Origin of the sequence: Streptococcus sp. 339 (assembly GCF_013277285.1) — a bacterium.
Lineage (GTDB): Bacteria > Bacillota > Bacilli > Lactobacillales > Streptococcaceae > Streptococcus > Streptococcus pseudopneumoniae.
In genome coordinates, this window is record NZ_VMMR01000079.1 from 1 (window position 1) to 16,418 (window position 16,418).

At 38.1% G+C, this 16,418-nt stretch carries 19 protein-coding genes and 1 pseudogene; 4 read left to right on the top strand and 16 right to left on the bottom strand.

Annotated elements, in window-relative coordinates; translation table 11 throughout:
* Positions 1–62: 62 nt before the first annotated feature.
* The 4 genes from metG to HT736_RS08925 all read right to left on the bottom strand — a co-directional run bounded on the left by metG (position 63) and on the right by HT736_RS08925 (position 5,329).
* Complete coding sequence (gene metG, locus HT736_RS08910; RefSeq protein ID WP_119919853.1) at positions 63–2,060, bottom strand: methionine--tRNA ligase; 1,998 nt, start codon at positions 2,058–2,060, stop codon at positions 63–65.
* 123 nt (positions 2,061–2,183) lie between these two features.
* On the bottom strand, positions 2,184–3,443 hold the full coding sequence (locus HT736_RS08915) for an ABC transporter permease (protein ID WP_001180416.1): 1,260 nt from the start codon (positions 3,441–3,443) through the stop codon (positions 2,184–2,186).
* Between the two features lies 1 nt (position 3,444).
* Positions 3,445–4,146: an ABC transporter ATP-binding protein gene (locus HT736_RS08920; RefSeq protein ID WP_000811473.1), complete on the bottom strand. Its 702-nt coding sequence runs from the start codon at positions 4,144–4,146 to the stop codon at positions 3,445–3,447.
* Positions 4,130–5,329, bottom strand: coding sequence for an efflux RND transporter periplasmic adaptor subunit (locus tag HT736_RS08925; protein ID WP_000728649.1), 1,200 nt, complete (start codon positions 5,327–5,329; stop codon positions 4,130–4,132). Before HT736_RS08925 ends, HT736_RS08920 begins: the two co-directional genes overlap by 17 nt.
* A 287-nt stretch (positions 5,330–5,616) precedes the next feature.
* Between HT736_RS08925 and gor the strand changes: the two genes are divergently transcribed.
* The gene (gene gor, locus HT736_RS08930; protein WP_050261892.1) at positions 5,617–6,963 is read left to right on the top strand and encodes a glutathione-disulfide reductase; all 1,347 of its coding nucleotides are present in this window, start codon (positions 5,617–5,619) and stop codon (positions 6,961–6,963) included.
* Between the two features lie 165 nt (positions 6,964–7,128).
* On the opposite strand, the gene HT736_RS08935 is transcribed toward gor, so the two are convergent.
* The 4 genes from HT736_RS08935 to HT736_RS12120 form a co-directional block, all read right to left on the bottom strand.
* On the bottom strand, positions 7,129–7,629 hold the full coding sequence (locus HT736_RS08935) for a hypothetical protein (protein WP_172930967.1): 501 nt from the start codon (positions 7,627–7,629) through the stop codon (positions 7,129–7,131).
* Positions 7,626–8,249, bottom strand: a complete 624-nt coding sequence (locus HT736_RS08940) for an ATP-binding cassette domain-containing protein (RefSeq protein ID WP_023935831.1) — start codon at positions 8,247–8,249, stop codon at positions 7,626–7,628. Before HT736_RS08940 ends, HT736_RS08935 begins: the two co-directional genes overlap by 4 nt.
* A complete protein-coding gene (locus tag HT736_RS08945) occupies positions 8,246–10,228 on the bottom strand; it encodes an ABC transporter permease (RefSeq protein WP_172930968.1) in 1,983 nt (660 codons plus the stop codon). The genes HT736_RS08940 and HT736_RS08945 overlap by 4 nt, the downstream gene beginning before the upstream one ends.
* Before the next feature lie 65 nt (positions 10,229–10,293).
* Complete coding sequence (locus HT736_RS12120) at positions 10,294–10,620, bottom strand: hypothetical protein (protein WP_138703669.1); 327 nt, start codon at positions 10,618–10,620, stop codon at positions 10,294–10,296.
* Between the two features lie 438 nt (positions 10,621–11,058).
* Here HT736_RS12120 and HT736_RS08950 point away from each other — a divergent pair, with 438 nt between their 5' ends.
* A complete protein-coding gene (locus tag HT736_RS08950) occupies positions 11,059–11,595 on the top strand; it encodes a biotin transporter BioY (protein WP_138701032.1) in 537 nt (178 codons plus the stop codon).
* Positions 11,596–11,648: 53 nt separating this feature from the next.
* On the opposite strand, the gene HT736_RS08955 is transcribed toward HT736_RS08950, so the two are convergent.
* The gene (locus HT736_RS08955; protein ID WP_000807422.1) at positions 11,649–11,864 is read right to left on the bottom strand and encodes a YdbC family protein; all 216 of its coding nucleotides are present in this window, start codon (positions 11,862–11,864) and stop codon (positions 11,649–11,651) included.
* Positions 11,865–11,963: 99 nt separating this feature from the next.
* Here HT736_RS08955 and HT736_RS08960 point away from each other — a divergent pair, with 99 nt between their 5' ends.
* Positions 11,964–12,284, top strand: a complete 321-nt coding sequence (locus HT736_RS08960; RefSeq protein WP_172930969.1) for a hypothetical protein — start codon at positions 11,964–11,966, stop codon at positions 12,282–12,284.
* A gap of 29 nt (positions 12,285–12,313) precedes the next feature.
* Here the strand turns inward: HT736_RS08960 and HT736_RS08965 are convergent, their stop codons facing one another.
* The 7 genes and pseudogenes from HT736_RS08965 to rpsP all read right to left on the bottom strand — a co-directional run bounded on the left by HT736_RS08965 (position 12,314) and on the right by rpsP (position 15,801).
* Positions 12,314–12,652, bottom strand: coding sequence for an ATP cone domain-containing protein (locus HT736_RS08965; RefSeq protein ID WP_001196047.1), 339 nt, complete (start codon positions 12,650–12,652; stop codon positions 12,314–12,316).
* 11 nt (positions 12,653–12,663) lie between these two features.
* Entirely contained in the window at positions 12,664–13,383 is a 720-nt protein-coding gene (gene trmD / locus HT736_RS08970; RefSeq protein WP_014017227.1) for a tRNA (guanosine(37)-N1)-methyltransferase TrmD, read from the bottom strand.
* On the bottom strand, positions 13,373–13,891 hold the full coding sequence (gene rimM, locus HT736_RS08975; protein WP_023933582.1) for a ribosome maturation factor RimM: 519 nt from the start codon (positions 13,889–13,891) through the stop codon (positions 13,373–13,375). Before rimM ends, trmD begins: the two co-directional genes overlap by 11 nt.
* Before the next feature lie 30 nt (positions 13,892–13,921).
* Positions 13,922–14,710 (bottom strand): alpha/beta hydrolase, encoded by a 789-nt coding sequence (locus HT736_RS08980; protein ID WP_000819188.1) that lies wholly within the window; start codon positions 14,708–14,710, stop codon positions 13,922–13,924.
* 142 nt (positions 14,711–14,852) lie between these two features.
* Positions 14,853–15,102, bottom strand: a pseudogene (locus HT736_RS11800) (MazG nucleotide pyrophosphohydrolase domain-containing protein); the annotation flags it as partial.
* Between the two features lie 167 nt (positions 15,103–15,269).
* A complete protein-coding gene (gene kphA, locus HT736_RS08990; protein ID WP_000379620.1) occupies positions 15,270–15,509 on the bottom strand; it encodes an RNA-binding protein KphA in 240 nt (79 codons plus the stop codon).
* 19 nt (positions 15,510–15,528) lie between these two features.
* Complete coding sequence (gene rpsP, locus HT736_RS08995; RefSeq protein WP_000268760.1) at positions 15,529–15,801, bottom strand: 30S ribosomal protein S16; 273 nt, start codon at positions 15,799–15,801, stop codon at positions 15,529–15,531.
* A gap of 177 nt (positions 15,802–15,978) precedes the next feature.
* Here rpsP and HT736_RS09000 point away from each other — a divergent pair, with 177 nt between their 5' ends.
* A complete protein-coding gene (locus HT736_RS09000) occupies positions 15,979–16,179 on the top strand; it encodes a hypothetical protein (protein WP_001084631.1) in 201 nt (66 codons plus the stop codon).
* Positions 16,180–16,418 lie beyond the last annotated feature (239 nt).

Sequence of the window (16,418 nt, forward strand, 5' to 3'; positions counted from 1 at the left end):
TCTTTGATTTTCATTGAGTGTAAATAAAAAACAGAACTAGCATGAACTAGTCCTGTATACTTTTACCCAATCACACTTCCATTTGGTACAGCTGAATCAACTGTGAGAAGGGTTAATTTTCCATCATGTTCAGCTGAGAGAATCATCCCTTGGCTGACATATTTTTTCATCATTTTACGTGGTTTGAGATTGGCAACGATTTGAACTTTCTTGCCGACCAATTCTTGTTCATTTGGATAGTATTTTGCAATTCCTGAGAGAATTTGACGGTCTTCGCCATCACCTGCATCCAAGCGGAATTGAAGCAACTTATCAGAGCCTTCAACTTTAGAAACTTCTTTGACTTCTGCGACACGGATTTCAACCTTGTCAAAGTCTTCAAACTTGATTTCATCCTTGCTTAGTTTGAGTTCGACTTCGTCTGGATTCCATTCTTTTTCGACAGCTGGCTTGTTGCCTTCCATTTGTTCCTTGATATAGGCGATTTCTTCTTCCATATCCAGGCGTGGGAAGATTAGTGTTCCTTTGGCAACTACTGTTACACCCTCAGGGAAAGCAGCCAAACTCAAGTTTTCAAGACTAGAAACTTCTGCTAAGCCAAGTTGAGTCATAACCGCACGACTAGTTTCCATCATAAATGGTTCAATCAAGTGAGCGACGACACGAAGGCTGGCTGCCAAGTGGCTCATAACACTTGCTAATTGGTCACGAAGAGCTTCATCCTTAGCCAAGACCCATGGAGCTGTCTCGTCGATGTATTTATTAGTACGAGAGATAAGAGTCCAGACTGCTTCAAGCGCACGTGGGTAGTCAACTGCTTCCATGTGTGTATGGTAGTCAGCGATTGATTGCTCTGCTACTTGAGCAAGAGCATTATCAAACTCTGTTACGCCCTCTACATAGGCAGGGATTTGTCCATCAAAGTACTTGTTAATCATAGAAACCGTACGGTTGAGGAGGTTGCCAAGGTCATTAGCCAATTCATAGTTGATACGGCCGACATAGTCTTCTGGAGTGAAGGTTCCATCTGAACCAACTGGAAGGCTACGCATGAGGTAGTAACGAAGTGGATCTAGTCCATAACGCTCTACCAACATTTCAGGGTAAACGACATTCCCTTTAGATTTAGACATTTTACCATCTTTCATGACAAACCAACCATGGGCAATCAAACGATCAGGTAATTTAACATCCAACATCATAAGAAGGACTGGCCAGTAGATGGAGTGGAAACGAAGGATGTCTTTTCCTACCATGTGGAAGACTGTTCCATTCCAGAACTTGTCAAAGTTACCATGTTCGTCTTGACCGTAGCCAAGAGCTGTCGCATAGTTAAGAAGGGCATCAATCCAAACGTAGACAACGTGTTTTGGATTTGATGGGACAGGCACTCCCCATGTAAAGGTTGTACGAGATACCGCCAAATCTTCCAAACCTGGCTCGATGAAGTTGCGTAGCATTTCATTAAGGCGACCATCTGGAGTGATAAATTCAGGATGAGCTTTGAAAAATTCGACCAAACGATCTTGGTATTTGCTAAGGCGAAGGAAGTATGATTCTTCGGATACCCATTCAACCTCGTGACCTGATGGAGCAATACCACCAGTCACATTTCCAGCTTCATCACGGAAAACTTCTGCCAGTTGGCTTTCTGTAAAGAATTCTTCGTCTGATACTGAATACCAACCAGAGTATTCACCCAAGTAGATATCATCTTGAGCAAGTAAGCGTTCAAAGACCTGTGCGACAACTTTTTCATGGTAGTCATCAGTTGTACGGATAAATTTATCGTATGAGATATCTAGTAATTTCCAGAGTTCTTTGACTCCAACTGCCATCCCATCAACATAGGCTTGTGGTGTAATGCCAGCTTCTTCAGCTTTCTGCTGGATCTTCTGACCATGTTCATCAAGACCTGTCAAATAAAAGACATCGTAGCCCATCAGGCGTTTGTAACGTGCTAGGACATCACAAGCAATGGTTGTGTAGGCAGAACCGATATGCAGTTTTCCAGATGGATAGTAAATCGGCGTTGTAATATAAAAATTCTTTTCAGACATAATTTTTCCTTTCCAGGCAAATGAAACCTGTTTTTCTAACACTTCATTATATCACATTTTTAATGAATTTCGATAGGGAAATCCATACAAAAACAAGATAGACGAGTGTCCATCTTGTTGATCTTATTCATAACGAAGGGCTTCAATTGGATCAAGTTTCGATGCCTTGTTGGCTGGCAAGACCCCAAAAATCATACCAACGCTAGCCGAAACTGCAAGACTAAATAGGGCAACTGGGATTGATACTCCAACTTCTATACCTTCTATTAAACCTTGCAGTAACAAACCTGCTAAGGCAGTTAAACCACTTGCAATTGTCAAGCCAATTAAGCCACCTAACAAGGTCAAAATCATGGATTCAATCAAAAACTGAATTAAAATATTGGCACGTGTTGCGCCCAAAGCCTTACGAAGACCAATCTCACGAGTGCGCTCTGTCACCGAAACCAGCATGATGTTCATGACACCAGTTCCTCCAACAAAGAGAGAAATCCCTGCGATGGAACTAATAATCGTCGTCATAAAACTAAACGATTGTTGAATTTCTGCAAATACAACGGACTCATCTGCCACCTGGTATTCTCCCTGTTGTAAGCCTGCAAGCTCTGTCATTTTTCGTGCCAGTTCTGGACCCAGAGTTGGGGTTAAACTGGTATCATTCACTCGAAAAACAATACTAGCTATTTCATCTACATTAAAATTCGCAGCAAGGGAGATATTGGTAGTAATAGGCAAGCCACCAAACCCATATATTTTTGACTTTTTAGCCTCCGGACTAGTATAAACCCCAATGACCCGGTAACTAAATCCATTGACTTCTACAACCTTGTTAATAGCCTCTTGAGGAGATTCAAATAAACTAATGGACAATTCCTCATCTAGCAAAATGACACTTGCAAACTCTTTGAAATCTTGCTCTCTCAGACTACGACCTGCAATAATTTCATTCTTAACAGCGTCCATGTAAGTTCTGTTTCCACCTGTCAAATTAGCATTCTCAACCTTTTTATCTTGATAGGTCAAGATGGCATTCGTTGAATTGGTTACATAGTAACTATCCACTCCCTTGAGTTTGGCTGCCTCTTGGACCCAGGATTCTTGCGGTTTTGGCGGTTCAACAGGAATTTCCTCTTCCTTTCCAGAAACCGTAAAAGCTGATTGTTTCTGAGTAAAAGACCCATCTTTACTTTTTTTAGGAGAGAAGAAGACGCTAATATTTTTCTGAGATTTGGTCATATCTTTATTAACTTGACGAGATAGGGAATCTCCCAAAGCCATAATCACAACAACTGATGAAACACCGATAATAATCCCAATCATGGTAAGCAAAGAACGCATCTTGTGAGCCATGATAGATGAAAAGGCAAATTTCAGATTCTGCATCTTAGTTTTCCTCCTTTCCTAACTGAGCACTGTCAGATGAAATGACTCCATCTCGAATGATAATCTGACGTTTAGCATAGGCAGCAATCTCAGGCTCATGCGTTACCATGATAATGGTTTTTCCTTCTTTGTTCAAGTCAACCAATAGTTGCATAATTTGATTCCCTGTTTTGGTATCCAAGGCTCCTGTCGGTTCGTCCGCTAGGATAATAGAAGGATTGTTTACCAAGGCACGAGCAATAGCCACACGTTGCTTTTGACCACCAGATAATTCCGAAGGCAAATGGTGACTACGTTCTGTCAATTCAACCTTGTCTAAATACTCCTCAGCCAACTTGCGCCGTTTTGAAGACGAAACTCCTGCGTAAATCAAGGGCAATTCTACATTTTGCAGAGCATTGAGCTTCGATAGAAGAAAGAACTGCTGAAAGACAAAACCGATTTGTTGGTTACGAACCTTGGCTAATTGTTTTTCACCCAGTCCAGCCACTTCTTGGCCTTCAAGATAATACTCTCCACTGGTTGGTGTATCCAACATGCCAATCGTATTCATCAGAGTGGACTTCCCAGAACCAGATGGTCCCATGATGGCAACAAATTCACCCTCATTCACTTCTAGATTGATGTTTTTGAGAACCTGCAGTTCTTGGTCACCATTGCGATAGCTTCTGCAGATATTTTTTAGACTAATTAGTTGCTTCATCAGCCTTCACCTCTTTTCCTTCTTCCAAGGAAGACGTTGGGTTACTGATGACCTTGACTCCATTTGTCAGACCTGAAGTGATTTCTTGGTTGTCTGCATCAGCATTGCCCAAACCAACTTCCACTTTCTTGGCCTTTTTCTGCTCGTCAAGCACCCAGACATAGTTCTTATCATTTTCAGTCACAACACTTGTTAGAGGAACCAAAATGGCTTTACTCTTATTTTTGACTTCAACACTTACTGAGAATCCTTGTTTCAAATCACCAACTTCGCCTGTCACATCAATAGTATAAGGGTATTTAGAACCTGTATTAGCCCCAGCTGCTGGACTAGCTGCTTCACCATTGTTTTTAGGATAGTCAGAAATATAGCTTAATTTCCCAGTCCATTTTTTATCAGGATATACTTTAGAAGTAAAGCTTACTTCTTGACCTACAGAAAGGTTGGCTAGATTGTACTCAGACAATTCTCCCTTGACTTGTAAATTTTCATTGCTGACAATATGAACCATAACTTGACTCGCCCCTGTTGGAGATTTAGAAACATTGCTATTGACTTCGACTACAGTTCCCTCTAGGGTACTGAGAACAGTTGTTGCATCCAATTGACTTTGAGCCTTGCTTAATTGCGCCGCAGCGTCTGCACGCGCATCACGGGCATCACCCAATTGAGCGTCAATAGAGGCAAGAGAATTTCCAGCCACTGGAGTTGGGCTTTGCGCCGTTGCATCTTCTCCTCCTACTGGCGCTGGTAACTGTGGAGCCGGAGCTGAAGCGGCTTCATTTCGTGCTTGATTGAGTTCATTGATATGACGGTCTGCCTTAGCGACTGCTCGACTAGCTGAATCATAGGCCGCCTGGGCTTCTGAACTACTGTACTTGACTAGAGCCTGCCCTTCGCTGACCTTATCGCCCACAGAAACAAGGATTTCGTCTAAATCTCCCTTGCTAGCATCAAAATAAACGTATTGTTCATTTTTTGCCGTTACTGTTCCTGATAATAAAACAGAGGATGCCACGCTTCCTTCCTTGGCAACAACAAGATGAGTAGGTTCATCTTTTACAGCGGTTTGCGAGGGTTGTCTAAAGAGTAAAATCCCCCCAGCCCCCAATACAACTACACTCGCAGCACCGATGGCTGCATACAGTTGCCACTTTTTAGCTTTACCATTCTTTTTCTTCATAATGAAACTCCTTTTCTTTTTTACAATACTTTGCTATTATACCAAATTTCCCTCCAGCAAACAATGCAGTTCAGATGGAAATAATGACAGTTCAGGATTAAACAATCGTTCGGAAATCCTCCTTTTCTATTGTACTAGTTATATAATACACTATCTTGACTTATTTGGCAAGCTTTTTTGCAATTTTTTGTGCGTAGCAGATTTTTGCAATCACATCAAAAAAAAGATAGAATATGACTATCAAAAAATGACACTCTACTATTTAAAAGAGTACAAAGGAGTTTTCAATGAGAGAATACGATATCATCGCTATCGGTGGAGGTAGCGGAGGAATTGCCACCATGAACCGTGCTGGTGAACATGGAGCCAAAGCGGCCGTTATTGAAGAAAAGAAACTAGGTGGAACTTGCGTCAACGTCGGCTGCGTTCCTAAAAAAATCATGTGGTACGGGGCGCAAATCGCTGAGACTTTCCATCAATTTGGAGAAGACTACGGTCTTAAGACTACTGATCTTAACTTTGACTTTGCAACCCTACGTCGCAATCGTGAAGCCTACATTGATCGTGCTCGTTCTTCTTATGATGGTAGTTTTAAACGCAACGGTGTAGACTTGATTGAAGGTCATGCTGAATTTGTAGATTCTCATACTGTCAGCGTAAATGGTGAACTGATTCGTGCTAAACATATCGTGATTGCTACTGGTGCCCATCCAAGTATTCCTAATATTCCTGGTGCTGAGCTAGGTGGCTCTTCTGATGATGTATTTGCCTGGGAAGAACTTCCAGAGTCAGTTGCTATTCTAGGCGCGGGTTATATTGCCGTTGAATTGGCTGGCGTACTCCACACTTTTGGTGTCAAGACAGACCTCTTTGTTCGCCGCGATCGTCCTTTACGTGGTTTTGATTCCTACATCGTTGAAGGTTTGGTCAAGGAAATGGAAAGAACAAACTTACCACTTCATACTCACAAAGTCCCTGCCAAGTTAGAAAAAACTGCTGACGGCATTACCATTCATTTCGAAGATGGTACTAGTCACACAGCTAGCCAAGTTATCTGGGCTACAGGCCGCCGTCCAAACGTTAAGGGCTTGCAACTTGAAAAAGCTGGAGTCACTCTGAACGAACGTGGCTTTATCCAAGTGGATGAATACCAAAATACTGTTGTTGAGGGAATCTATGCTCTAGGTGATGTAACAGGTGAAAAAGAACTGACTCCAGTTGCTATCAAGGCTGGACGTACTTTATCTGAACGTCTCTTTAACGGAAAAACTACTGCAAAAATGGATTACTCAACTATTCCAACTGTTGTCTTTTCACACCCTGCTATCGGAACTGTTGGTTTGACAGAAGAGCAAGCTATTAAAGAATACGGTCAAGACCAAATCAAGGTTTACAAATCAAGCTTTGCATCTATGTACTCTGCTTGCACTCGCAACCGTCAAGAATCCCGTTTCAAACTCATAACAGCTGGTTCAGAAGAAAAAGTTGTCGGACTTCATGGAATTGGCTACGGCGTTGATGAAATGATTCAGGGATTTGCCGTTGCTATCAAAATGGGAGCAACCAAGGCTGACTTTGACGCAACTGTAGCGATTCACCCAACTTCATCTGAAGAATTTGTAACCATGCGTTAATCGAAACAAAAGAAGCAAAGCAAAAAACACTTCTAAATATCAAAAAGCGAGTATTTCCGTAGTTGGAGATACTCGTTTTCTTATGTTTTATTTTATAGTATGTTGAAGTAAGATATGCAAAAATCAATTAACAAACCATAGCAAAATACAAGGATTATAATACAATCATTTATTCTTTTCTTTAAAAGATTCATATATTTTTTTATATAATTCTTTTATATCTTTTTTCTGATAATTCAACTCTTCTTTACCGTAGTCAAAGTTTGCTACCACAAATCCCGCGCCATCATCAGAAAAAGTAAAAAATTCTATTTCAATTAGTTTATTATGCTTAGAGTCCTCTATGGTGTCTCCTAAACCATTATTGAATTTCTTCACTTCTTCTTCACGAACTCCGAACCCCGTAGCAGCTCCATTTGCAATGATGTTTGAAAATACTTCTTCTGAAGATGATACTTCTTTCACAGTTATGAAGTATATAGCTTCTTCCGTTTCTACTTGTCTCACTTTATTCCATTTTTCTGTATCACTAGAAGAAAGCGTATAGATTGTTAACTCTACCGTTGGCTTATTGATATTTTCTTTTGTAATCATTTGTTTTCCAAAAAAGAAAATGGCGAGTACCCCAGTTACAAAGATCAAAGCAATATAAATTTTCTTTTTCATACCTTATACCCTATATCTTTCATGTCAATTATCACATCAACTTCGTTATAGACAGCTGGATCATGTGTCGCTATAATGACATATTTATCTTCAGTTGTTTCATTCAATAGTAAACGAATAATTTCTTTTCCAATCTCACCATCTAAAGCTCCTGTAGGTTCATCTGCTAAGATAATTTTACGTGGTTTCATTAACATTCTGGCAATAGCTACACGTTGAGCCTGCCCTCCAGACAATTCATATATTTTTTGGTGTAAATAGTCACTTGACAGTCCTACTTTTTCAAGTACGTCAGTTATTGTTTTTTTGTCTTTAGTGATAAGGCTCAGATTATCATATACTGTTTTGTTATCTATTAAAGAATAATTCTGAAATACATATCCAACAGTATTTTTAAAAAAAGTTCTTTCTTTTATCTTCCAAATATCTTGTTTATCAACTAAAACATTCCCACTGTCAATTTTTTCTAATCTTCCTATAATATTAAGAAGGGTACTTTTACCGGAGCCAGAACCTCCAATCAATGCATAGCTTTTTCCAGATTCAAATATTAAATTTAAGTCTGTAAAGATCTTCTTTGAGCCGAAACTTTTTGAAACGTTCAAAAGGTCAATTGTCATGATTCATCTCCTTTTAAAATTTTAGTGTAGCTTTCAGATAATTTTCTAAAACTCATTATGATTGACAACATCAAAACTAGCAGAGAAGCCGCTCCAATATATAGCAACTCTATTTGCCCTGTCACAAGAAATGTAAATAGAATAACCATTGTAATAGTCATCATAAAATATTTGAGACTTGAAATTGCTATATATGTTTTTGAAAGACCCAAAATGATTTTTTTCACATATTCATTCTGTTTTAGAGTAATAAAAAGTTGGACATATTGATAAATGAGTATAAAGATAATACTGTAAATTATCTTCTGCAAGATTTGTGAAAGTAAAATTTGGTGCTCTAAGGATTGAATCTTTAATTTCACAATTTGGTAAACATCTACTGGATTCATTGAGAAATTCAACGGGACAGTCATCTCATTTATTTTTTTTACCGCTTCAGGACTAAAAAGAGACTTATTAGTTATATTACTAGCCAAAGTAAACTTATTATTTTCCATCATTTTGTCCGTATCTAACACAACAACAATGTTATCTTGGCTATCTGCTACACTTGCCAGCGGTAAAATATCTTTATTTTTATGATCGATATCAGCATCCTCATTAAAATAAAAAATTTTTTCCCCATCAGGAATTATTTGTACTGCAAGCTGTTCTTTTGTATAGTGTGTTCCAATAAATTGTTCTGCTACAACTGTATTCTCAATAGATTTCTGGTTTTCTTTCCATTTCTCAGGAATATAGATGGTTGCTATCTTATTATCTAAAAGATGATAGTTTGTCCCATTCACTTTATTTTGTAGGTTAGCACCTGTTTGATTAATATAAATCAACTCTTTATTTATTTCTGGATTCGTTATTCCGTCATTTTCTAATTGTTTAGAAAAGTCTTCTAAAACATGAGATGTTTTCATAAAATCTGGAACATATGCTGAAGATCGTTCTATATATAAGAAATCTAAGTTTTTTAAGGCAGCAACTATCTGTAGATACTGACCATCTGAATCATTAACTTCTCCATTTTTAGCAGAGTTACTTTCAATTCCAAGGAACTCAATCCTTCTCCAGTCTTTTACTGTGTCCCACGGTACTAAATTCTGTATTTGTATGTTCATACTAGATTGACTACTCTTTGTTTCTTGTAAAAAAATTCCTGAGACAAGGATGATAATCGAAATAATAGCAAGCCATACGACAAAAATAAGCTTGTTTTTTGCCTTGTTTTTAATAATTTCAATGGGCTTTTCAATCTGAATCGTCAACCAAAATAAAACAAAGGTGATGAGATCAATGATTTGAAATAGTATAAAATTCGTTAAAAGCAGAGAGAAAAATAACTTAGAGCTATAGGTGAAGAAACCATTACCCAAAAAAGAACTGTAAGAAATCATCAATAAAGCCATCATAATCAGTTCAAAAATAAGAGAAATGCCATACTCTCTTCTTAGATCGTATACAGTCAAGCCCAAAGAACGTCGTATCACTCCTTCTTTGATCTGCCTCGTCCTAACAACAAATAAAACAACTAATAAAGTTAAGTAAATTGAACCCATTAACAGTATTCTTAAAGTTCCAGTGAATTGTAATATTCCTCCTATATACCAAGGATAAGCCATATAGACTGTTTGCAGCCCCGTCATCGTAAGTGGTTTCAAACTATCTACATCCATTTTCCCAAGGGTATAATACATCCCTATTATTGGTGCTGACTTTAATTGTTCATTATTTACATCATCAAAATTTACATACTTCAACTGACCCGAACTCTGAACGATTGGCTTGTAAATGGTAACCTTTTCCGTTTTTGATAAGTCACGAACCATTTCGTATATTTCGTTATTAGAAAGCTTACTTTTTCCTTGGATAGAAAAAGCACCATCAATTGGTAAAGGTATGGGGATTTCGGTATCACTAATAGTGACCAGTCCAATTGTAGCAATCAAACAAAAGAAGAATCCAATGATACATAATTTTAATTTCATAAGCAATTACCATATTACAAAAGACCCAATCTTATAATTGGGCCTCTTGTTTTCATAAATTATTTTTAAAATCTATAATAATCCCAATATGCATTTAATCGAATATCGCTCCAAGATTTTTTTGCACTTGAATATGCCCATCCATAATCTTTTTTATCGTAAGCTTTAACGGTTCCCCAATAATTCGTTACTGAAGATTTTGAACCAATATTATTTGGAGAACTAACAAAGTAATTTGAATAACCATAGCTATTATCTACACCATACTGCCATACATCAATAATCGGATATGGAGCAGGGTGTGCTGTAGTTGCACTAACAACACTAGCTGCAGTAGCAAAGCTAAAACTGAAAACACTTGCAGCTAGAAAAACAGATGCTTTCTTATTAATTCTTTTTTTTCATTTTACTTCTCCTTGAATTTAAATATTTGATGAAGATTAAATAATAGTCTCTTTTTAGTCCCTCCATATTACTTTAATATGAATTGATTATATTTAGGTTTTTAATCACCGTTATGGTATCTAGAGTCGTTAAAATATCTCATAACTACCCCTCCTTTTAAAATTGAACACATCTAAATGCATCCGTTTACATTTTTAATATAACACTTATTTTTTACTTTGTCAAGTATTTACTAGTATATTTTTTATTAATAAAATAGGATTATCTATACAGACAATTTTCGAATCAACAAAAAAATTATCCAACTTAACCAATAAGCAAAATCGGCCGTTACAGTTTTTGTTACCTTGTTTTAAAAAATTGGTTGACAATGATTCCTCTATGAGTATAATAGTTACTATACATCAGAAAAGAGGTTAACTATTTTGAAAAAAGCTCACATTTTTGCTATCCCTACTATTGGGGCTGCTCTCATTGCTGTTTTGGCACAAATCAGTCTTCCAGTTGGACCTGTTCCCTTCACTCTGCAAAACTTTGCAATCGGCTTGATTGCTACTGTCTTTAGACCGAGAGAGGCTGTACTTTCTGTTGGACTCTATCTTCTTCTAGGTGCTATCGGTCTTCCTGTGTTTGCAGGAGGTGGAGCTGGTTTTCAGGCTTTAGTTGGCCCTACTGCAGGCTATCTTTGGTTTTATCTCGTTTACTCTGGACTTACTTCCTCTCTAACCAACAGCAAGAGTGGTGTTGTCAAGATTTTTCTTGCAAACCTCTTGGGTGATGCACTTGTCTTTATCGGAGGGATTCTTAGCTTGCATTTCCTAGCTGGAATGGCATTTGAAAAAGCTCTTGTTGTGGGGGTCATTCCCTTTATCATTCCAGACCTTGGTAAACTTCTAGCTATTAGTTTTATTAGCCGTCCACTACTTCAACGCCTTAAAAATCAGGCTTACTTCGCTAACTAAAAAAGGATATCGAGTTGCCATGACTCAATATCCTTTTCTTTCATTTTGAAAACTTAGTTTCCTTTAAAAGCATCCACCATTGTTTGAAATTCTTCATTGGAAAGAGTAATTCCTTTGCCCATCTTCGTATGGTCTGGACTCCAAGCACGAATATCAAACTTTGCAGGGGCACCATTAAAGCTCACACGGTTGATTTCCTTGGTCCAACCCTTTTCGTTTTCAGAAAGAGTCAACAAGTGCTCTTCGATTTCAAATGTAAATTCTGCCATTTTCTTCTCCTTTTTTTAACTTTCATCTGATTATTCGTAAAATCTTGTAGATTTTAGGAAAATTTTATATAATATTGATATAAAAGAAGGGAGGCCAATATGAGACATAAATTCCAGCAAGTTCTAGGTAAAATACATGACTTTTTAAATGGACATGACCAACCTGACCAGACTGAAAGCAACTCCCTTACAGCCACTATTGAAGAGGCTATCCAGAAACAAACTGCTGTTCACCTTATCTTGTCTGAGACAAGCTTTACAGGTGACATCATCAAATACGATCAGCAAGGACAGCAAATTATCGTGAAAAATTTTGCCAAAAATGTGACCCGTATTATCCGCATAAGCGATATTCAACGCCTGCGATTTGTCCCTTCAACCGTCCAAACAGCCCAAAAAAATAGATTTAAGAAAGAGTGAGATGTAGTTGCTTCATCCCACTCTTTTTCTTAGCGAATTTGTTCAAAATGTAAATGAACAGCGATATGATCTCCATAACCACTTCTTTCCAAGTCACGTTGCAGACGATAGGAAATGTAGTGTTCTGCAATGGTAATGTAACCTGCACCCAGTAGACGATGTTCAACCATAGACTGAATCATGCTAATAGTAGCACGTTCCACCTTGGCCTCTTCCAAATCCAAAACCACTTTCTTAGTGACTTGTGCAAGGTTTTGACGCAAATCATCTGTCAATACATAGACAGTCTGGGCTGCCTTTAAGATGGCTTGGTAAATCTTATCTGGATTAAATTCAGCAATTTCGCCATTACGTTTGATTACTTGCATAGGTATCTCCTTTATTCTTTGTTTTCTTTGATTTCTGCCAGCATTTTTTCTTCTTCTGCTGTCAGTTGATAATGTTCAAGCAAATCCGGTCTGCGCTCGTAGGTTTTCTTCAAACTCTCATACAGGCGCCACTGACGAATCTTTTCATGGTGACCACTCATCAATACATCTGGTACAACCATACCTCGATAATCATAGGGACGTGTGTACTGAGGGTATTCGAGAAGCCCAGAAGAAAAACTATCATCTTTGTGGCTAGACTCCTTGCCAATCACTTCTGGAATCAGGCGTACCGTAGCATCAATCATGGTCATGGCCGCCAGTTCTCCACCAGTAAGGACATAGTCTCCCAAGGAAATCTCATCTGTCACCAAGGTCTTAATGCGCTCGTCATAGCCCTCATAGTGACCGCAGATAAAGATCAGTTCCTCTTCTTTGGCCAAATCCTCAGCATAAGCCTGATCAAACTGCTTTCCAGCTGGATCGAGGAGAATAACGCGCGGATTTTTCTTTTCAATAGCATCAAAGGCATCAAAAATGGGTTGGGCTCGGAGCAACATCCCCTGACCACCTCCGTAGGGCTCATCGTCTACATGGCGGGCCTTTTCAGCATTTTCTCGAAAATTATGATACTGGATATCCAAGAGCCCTTTTTCTCGAGCCTTTCCAACGATTGAGTGCTCCAGTGGAGAAAACATCTCTGGAAAGAGGGTTAAAATATCAATCTTCATCATCTAACCCTTCTAAAATTTCCACATCGACACGGTTATTCGGAATATCAACATTGAGAACCACTGGTGGAATATAAGGCAAGAGCAAGTCACGTTTGCCTTTTCGCTTGACCACCCAGACATCGTTAGCACCTGGTTGCAGGATTTCCTTGATGGTTCCAATCAAGTTATCACCCTCATAGACTTCCAAACCGATAATCTCGTGATAGTAGAATTCACCATCGTCTAGGTCATTCAAATCTTCCTCAGCAACCTTGAGACTGTATCCCTTATACTTTTCGATAGCGTTGATATGGTACATATCTTTGAATTTAATAATGTCAAAGTTCTTCTGTTTACGGTGACTAGCGATAATCACTGTTTGGACAAACTGATCTTTTTCATCAAACAAGGCCAGCTCAGATCCTTTTTTAAACCGTTCTTCTGCAAAATCCGTCACAGACAATACTCGCATCTCACCCTGCAACCCCTGCGTATTGACGATTTTCCCAACATTAAAGTAGTTCATCTTGTCTCCTGTAGTCTCCTTCTTTCCATCTTATTCTGACAATTCTCGAATAATAGTCGCAATTTTTTCGGATTCAGACCATTGTAAATAATGGTGATTCCCTCCTAAAATGAGTCTAGCATTGGAAGTCCAATATTCTGATTCTCTGTACTCTTTTTCTCTGTAAGGCTGACAAAAAACAAATACAGGGATACAATCTGGTATTGATACATCCTCAAAATCTTCCTCAGTAATCTCTCCAGATATCTGAAATCCTGGATCTTGATTTTCCAACTCTGAACCTTTTTCTTGCATTATTTCCCAGATTTCTTTATTCGTTTCAGGACTAAATGTTGCTTGAGTTAAGTTCTTAAAATAAAGTTCAGGACCACACTCATCAATCAGCCTCATCTGCTCTTCCATTTCTGGATAAGGATTTTCTGAAAAATCAGCAAACATGACGTTTTTAGTTGTCGGTTCAATTGCTACTAAAGCCTGACACTTAATTGGTTTGTTGAGCAATTTGCAAGCTAAAATTCCACTCAAACTATGTACACAAAGTATATATTCAGAAATCACCAATTCTTCAAGTACTTCATAAACTGCATCTGCAAGATTATCCAGATTTTTTCCAGCTTGGTCATGAATCGGACTTCTACCTGTGTTCGGAAAATCAATTGTCAAATAACCAATTGTGGACGGAAGTTTTTCGAGTATAAGTGAAAAATTTTCATAACTTGGTAGCAAACCTGCTCCGTTTAGACAAATTAGCACTTTCTTTTGCTTTTGATAAGTAACAGAGAGACTACCAATTTCTGTAGATACTTCAAACCTCTTCATAAAGAAATCCACTCATTCTATATAATGAATTATTAAAAGTCCTTATCCTTTATTTTATCATGTTTCAAGGATTTTCTCAAGTTGGAGGAAGAGGACATCAATTCTCCTTCACCTTCAAAAATCCTTCCAAATCACGTTCATGTTAGTACTTAATGGCTGCAGTCTTATCTTTCTCAAAGATAGTCTTGGTAAGGTCAATATGGTTGATGGCGACGATTGCGACGGTGTAGTGAATGATATCAGTCAGTTCTCTGGCAAGTTCCTCGTTCGAATCCTATCCCTTCTTTTCGACCAGAGCGCCTATTCAAAACCTCGGCTACTTCTCCGACTTCCTCCACTAGCTTGATAAAAAGACCTTCCTCAGTTCGAGACTACTGGTAATGTTCGAGTAATACTCTTCGAAAATCTCTTCAAACTACGTCAGCTTCACCTTGCCGTACTCCAGTACAGCCTGCGGCTAGNNATTTTCATTGAGTATAACTAGTCTTGTAATTGTCTAAACGTTAAATATTTCATCTTCTATTCCTCGCAAAAAAGCGAGACATTTGTCCCGCTCTTCTTATTTTTCGTCAATAACGATTCTTACTTTTTTGTCTTCAGTTGGGACAGAGTAGACAATCGTTCTTATCGCAGAAATAGTGCGACCCTTACGACCGATTACACGACCCACATCGCTTTGATCAAGATTCAAATGATATTCCAAAAATTCTGGTGTATCTTCAATCTTGATAGTTAAGGCATCTGGTTGTGAAATCAAGGGTTTCACAATCGCAATAATGAGATTTTCAATCGTATCCATCTATCAACCTACTTTAAACTTATTTTGAGAATTTAGAATCGTGGAATTTTTTCAATACGCCTTCTTTTGAAAGGATGTTGCGAACTGTATCTGAAGGTTGAGCTCCATCAGCCAACCATGCAAGAACGCGGTCTTCTTTCAAAGTTACTTGGTTTTCAGCAACAAGTGGATTGTAAGTTCCAACTGTTTCGATGAAACGTCCGTCACGTGGTGAACGTGAATCTGCTACGTTGATACGGTAGAAAGGTTTTTTCTTAGAACCCATACGAGTCAAACGGATTTTAACTGCCATTTTTAAAGTCTCTTTTCTTATTTTTTATTTCGGTGAAATAGCTGAGCTATTTAGCACATGTTCTATTATAGCAGATTTCTAACAGGTGTCAAGAAAAAAACTTGACAGACTATAAAATTTTTAAACCATTTAGAAATTTGTTAGAAGTAGGAAATAAATGTTTGAAAGAGGCTATCCGTGAATAGTATTTTAGAAATATTTTATAAAGAACACCAAGTCAAACCCTTCATCTCTCCTGAACGTGATTTGGATGCTTGGCTCCTAAATCCTAAGCCCGTTCCCAAACGAAATATGGACTTATTGGCAGATGATTCGCTGGCAGGTGATATCATTCTACTATGGAGAATACAGTTTGGAACTTTTACCACCGAAACATGATTTTAAAAACTCCCATTCGAATATGATTCAAAATTCGCTTAAAATCAATGTTTTCCCACTTTTTCAGAAAACAAATTTTTATCTAATTTAAATAACTTTCAATTAAATGGTATGAATTTTGCTTAAAATCATCAAAAAACACCCCATGGTGTGAACCATAATACTCTTTGAAAATCTCTTCAAACCACGTCAACGTCGTCTTGCCGTAGGTATGGTTACTTACTTCGTCAGTCTTATCT